At 63.9% G+C, this 4,150-nt stretch carries 4 protein-coding genes and 1 pseudogene; 3 read left to right on the top strand and 2 right to left on the bottom strand.

The window, feature by feature from the left end; all coding sequences use genetic code 11:
* Positions 1 to 527: 527 nt before the first annotated feature.
* Positions 528 to 980, bottom strand: a complete 453-nt coding sequence (locus tag MFF13_RS20905; protein ID WP_238272875.1) for a GNAT family N-acetyltransferase — start codon at positions 978 to 980, stop codon at positions 528 to 530.
* 119 nt (positions 981 to 1,099) lie between these two features.
* Between MFF13_RS20905 and MFF13_RS20900 the strand changes: the two genes are divergently transcribed.
* The 3 genes from MFF13_RS20900 to MFF13_RS20890 all read left to right on the top strand — a co-directional run bounded on the left by MFF13_RS20900 (position 1,100) and on the right by MFF13_RS20890 (position 3,718).
* The gene (locus tag MFF13_RS20900; RefSeq protein ID WP_147828755.1) at positions 1,100 to 1,408 is read left to right on the top strand and encodes a hypothetical protein; all 309 of its coding nucleotides are present in this window, start codon (positions 1,100 to 1,102) and stop codon (positions 1,406 to 1,408) included.
* Positions 1,409 to 1,757: 349 nt separating this feature from the next.
* Positions 1,758 to 2,561, top strand: a complete 804-nt coding sequence (locus MFF13_RS20895; protein WP_238272874.1) for an ImmA/IrrE family metallo-endopeptidase — start codon at positions 1,758 to 1,760, stop codon at positions 2,559 to 2,561.
* A 110-nt stretch (positions 2,562 to 2,671) separates the two neighbouring features.
* Positions 2,672 to 3,718 (top strand): YihY/virulence factor BrkB family protein, encoded by a 1,047-nt coding sequence (locus MFF13_RS20890; protein WP_147751952.1) that lies wholly within the window; start codon positions 2,672 to 2,674, stop codon positions 3,716 to 3,718.
* A 132-nt stretch (positions 3,719 to 3,850) separates the two neighbouring features.
* On the opposite strand, the pseudogene MFF13_RS20885 reads toward MFF13_RS20890, so the two are convergent.
* Positions 3,851 to 4,150 (bottom strand): annotated as a pseudogene (locus MFF13_RS20885) (NADH-quinone oxidoreductase subunit E); the annotation flags it as partial.

Raw genomic sequence — 4,150 nt, 5'->3', positions numbered from 1 at the left:
GTGGAACCGGGGGAGGATCATGATCAGCCCCATGGCCCTCGGTTAAGGCAATCGCTCGACCCAAGACGATAAAACCCCAAACCCGCTGAGCTGACAAAGTGGCCATGGCTTATCTAGATGAACGCCTGGTCGGTCGTTGGTGTCACTCATCCGAGCCACTATCGATCCTCTCGAGGACCCGGCCGCGAGAGGTCTGGCTTGGGAACTGCGACCGTATCCTGCTACCGAGCCGAAGGGCCGCCTCTGTCGGCAGAGCGAGCGTATGGCTTCGAAGCGGCCAAGATTTCTGTGACGCAGCCTCTCGACAGCATCGCGAGCGTGCTCGAGGGTACCGGGGAGTAACGGGTGCTGCGGCGGGTTAGACCGGCCGTCGCGTGCGTTGGTACGCCAAATGAGCCAACGTTCATCGGTCTGACCCTCGACACGGAGAGGACTGGCATCGATCACAGCTGCGACGCGGTGATCGGGCTTGGCACAATCACGTTCGAGTGCGGCGCAAGCGACCGCTTCGACAGTGTGATCGAGCCCTACCGATTTGCGTCGAAACCGTTCGCGCGTTCCATCTCGAAACGGCGGTGCCGGCGCCCGAGGCTATCGATCTGTGTATCCTCATCGACGACCGCAAAGCCGCGCGCTTTGTAAAATTTCACAGCGAAGATGTTATCTGCGAAAACGTGAAGCCCGAAGCGTCGATGACGGTCCTGTGCCGCTCGTAGAAGAGCTGATCCACAACCGGCGCTGGCACGAGAGACGTACAAAGCGGATATGTAGCCCCCATCGTCCACGGTGATGAAGCCGATCACTGCGCCGTCGAGCTCGGCAATCAAATTTTCGGCGTGTCCCAGCACAAGCTTCAGATACTGACGCGCCTTAAGCTGTTCACGGCGTTCTAGGAAAGAATGAGAGACGGGGAATGCCATATCTAAAACCGCGAGTACAGAAGATTCGTCACTGTCGCGCTGGTAGGGACGAATGTGCATTACCTGTAAGTCTCCTCCGCGATGAAAAGCCCTGCCGCTCGGATCAACGAAAGCTTACGCTCCATGCGAAGAATCTCGCCACGCGATGTCGTGAGATAGACGCTGCTATGGAGTGGCGGGTGGTCAAGCACGTCGTTGGTACAAAAAAGGAGGCAGCATCGCCGATGTCAGAGGCAGACGATTATCTCCGAGCGTTTCTCGATCAGGCAGCCGCGGAGGAAGCATACCTTGGCCGGCTGCGCGAAGCGAACGACGCTAAGCCGGGTGTCACGCTGCCCAGACCCGCATCAGCTCCCGCCGTGTCGTTGATGATCACGAACCAGCAACGAGCGGAGCTGCGGGCGCTTGGGTTTTCGGATGAGGCCGTTCGATTGATGACGCCCGCCGAGGCGCATGCGCAGCTTGGGCTGAGCAGGCCCAGCCTCTGAGCACGACATCACCGGTCTATGAATTTGAGAAAAGCCCTTCGACCTGACGGTCGCCGTTGTGCCAGCTCGGCAAGCGCGGCCGCGATCTTAGCTCCTCCGACGCCGTCGGGATCACAGGGGCCGCCATGCCAGGCCAGCATGGCCTTTGCGCACGATGGCGCGGTTGGGTTACCGCTCGCGCGAACGCCCTTGCAACCTGGTCTTGGGATCGCAGGTGCGTGGCGCCTGACGGATCGCCTCGGAAATACGAAGGGGTCCGCGCATGCAGATCAAGAGGAAGGACCTTGCAGACGCAGGCTCGCCGGAGGCGCTCGTCAAACGCATCCTACAGGCCGAGCCGAACCTTCCGGTGCCCGTGCCGATCCAGGAGCTGTGCGCGCGCCTCGGCATTGTGAAGATCGAGGACCTCGACACCGATGCGTTCGAGGGCGGCCTCGTCACCGACACGAAGCGGTCTGACGGCACCATCCTCGCCAGGCGCGGGGGCGAACCGCGTCGCCGCTTCACCATCGCGCACGAACTCGGCCACTTCCTGATGGCGCACCACATCCCCGATCAGCCCGACCGGTTCTCGTGCAAGACATCCGACATGCTGCGCATGACGGCCAAGGAGGGCGACCCGCGCCAGCGCAGAGAGGTCGAGGCCAACCGCTTTGCCAGCCTCCTGCTGATGCCTCCGCACCTCCTACGGGGGGCTATGACGGCGTTTCGCGAGCCCGATCTGCAGCACGTCCTTGCGCTCGCGCGCGACTTCGCGGTCGGTAAGGAGACGGCGGCCCGGGCCTACGTCCAGTACCACTCCGAGCGGATCGCCATCGTCGTGGCGGGCCACGGCCGGGTGCAGCGTTGCTACCGCAGCCTCTCCTTCCCGGCCATCGTCTGTGCCGTCGGAAGCCCGGTCCCGGAGCGATCGCTCGTTCACAGCCGTTCGCATCAACCGAGCATCCCGAGCGACATCGCGGCCTGCAGTGCTGATCTCTGGATCGATGTGAAGCGCGACCTCCATGTGCCGTCGCTCTACGAGCAGGTGTACCTCCAGCAGGGTGGCTTTGCGATGATCCTGCTGCGTCTCAAAGCCGTTCCGGAGGAGAGCGCGGAGGAGCGCAGGCTGGAGGAGGGCTGGCGCCACCGCTTCCATTCAGGGCGACGGTAGGCGACACTCCTGCAGGATCGGACGCTCCGCGCCGCTACGACTTCGGCTGAACCGATGTCAGCAGGATCAAATCGCGATCACTGGTACCAAGTCCTCGCAGGATCGTAGCCGTGATTCAGGACGTTGACGAAGGCGACGACTGGCGCTCAATCGCCACGCGTCCGCAGGATGCAGCGACCCTCGAAACGGCTCGGCAGCGCGCCCGCGAGCCTGATCGTGGCCGCGATGCGAACCGCCCTTCCGAGATTCCGAAGGCAGGATGGCAGGACATCCTGTGGCGCGCCGTGTGGGCTCTCCCGAAGGATCGTGTGCTCGCCACGGCCGGCGGCGTCGCCTTCTTCGCCCTGCTCGCCGTGTTTCCCGGACTCGTGGCCGTGGTCTCGATCTACGGGTTGTTTTCCGATCCCAACGTGATCAGCCAGCATGTCGGCCTCCTAACCTACATCCTCCCTGCCGCCGCGCTCGAACTGCTCTCCGAGCAGCTCGTGCGGATCGCCGCGCGAAGCACGGGTTCGCTGAGCCTCACCTCGACGATCAGCTTGCTGATTGCGCTCTGGAGCGCGAATTCCGGCGTCAGCGCCCTCTTCGATGCCCTCAACGTGATCTACCGGGAACGGGAGGATCGCACCCTGATCCGGTTCTACGCCACGACCTTTCTGTTCACCCTTGGCGGCGCGGCGTTCCTGCTCCTGACGATCAGCGTGGTGGTCGTCCTTCCGGCGATCCTGGCGCGCTTCGGGTTCGGGGGATTGGCCGACACCATCCTGTCCGTGGCCCGGTGGCCCGTCATCCTGGTCGTGGTCAGCCTGAGCCTGACGCTGATCTATCGCTACGGCCCGAGCAGGCGCCGGGCGAAATGGCGCTGGGTGACCTGGGGCAGCGCGCTGGCAGCGTTTCTTTGGGTCTGCACGTCTGGCGTGTTCTCCTGGTACGTGGCGAGCTTCGATAGCTACAATCGCATCTACGGGTCTCTGGGTGCCGGCATCGGCTTGATGTCCTGGATGTGGCTCTCGATCGTGGTCGTCTTGCTCGGCGCCGAGATCAATTCGGAAATGGAACGCCAGACCGCCCGCGACAGCACCGAAGGATGGCCCAAACCCCTTGGCGTCCGGGACGCCTTCGCTGCGGACAACGTCGGACCAAGTCAGGATAGGTGAAACCGATGGAGTGAATGGTCCGGCACCGGCTCGTGCGATTGCGCTCCGGTGTGCGCTGTCTCCTGGTGCATGGCGCTTATCTCTCATGCGAGTTGGCACTTCATTTGGTCCCGATGCGGCGAGGCGAGGTTCTCACCCCACGGTGAGCACCCCGGAGATGATCGCCACCCCGATCGCGAGCCAAGCCGCGTAGTCGCCGATCAGGCCGCTGTGCAGCAGCTCGAGGGTGCGGGTCGGCGCCGACTGCGTCGCGCGGAGCGGGCGGACGACGAGCTTCGGCAACCGCGTCCGGAACAGGCCGTAGCCCGCCCCCGCCAGGGCCAGCGCGACGGACGCCCAAGGTAGCCATGACGGCCCCTCGGCCAGCGCCGCCATGGTGGGTCGATGCATGAAGGCCGGGGCGGCGCGTGGGATCGTAAGCGGTGTCTGGAC

It is taken from the genome of Methylobacterium cerastii (assembly GCF_022179125.1).
Lineage (GTDB): Bacteria > Pseudomonadota > Alphaproteobacteria > Rhizobiales > Beijerinckiaceae > Methylobacterium > Methylobacterium cerastii.
This window is presented reverse-complemented; position numbering and strand designations above follow the sequence as displayed.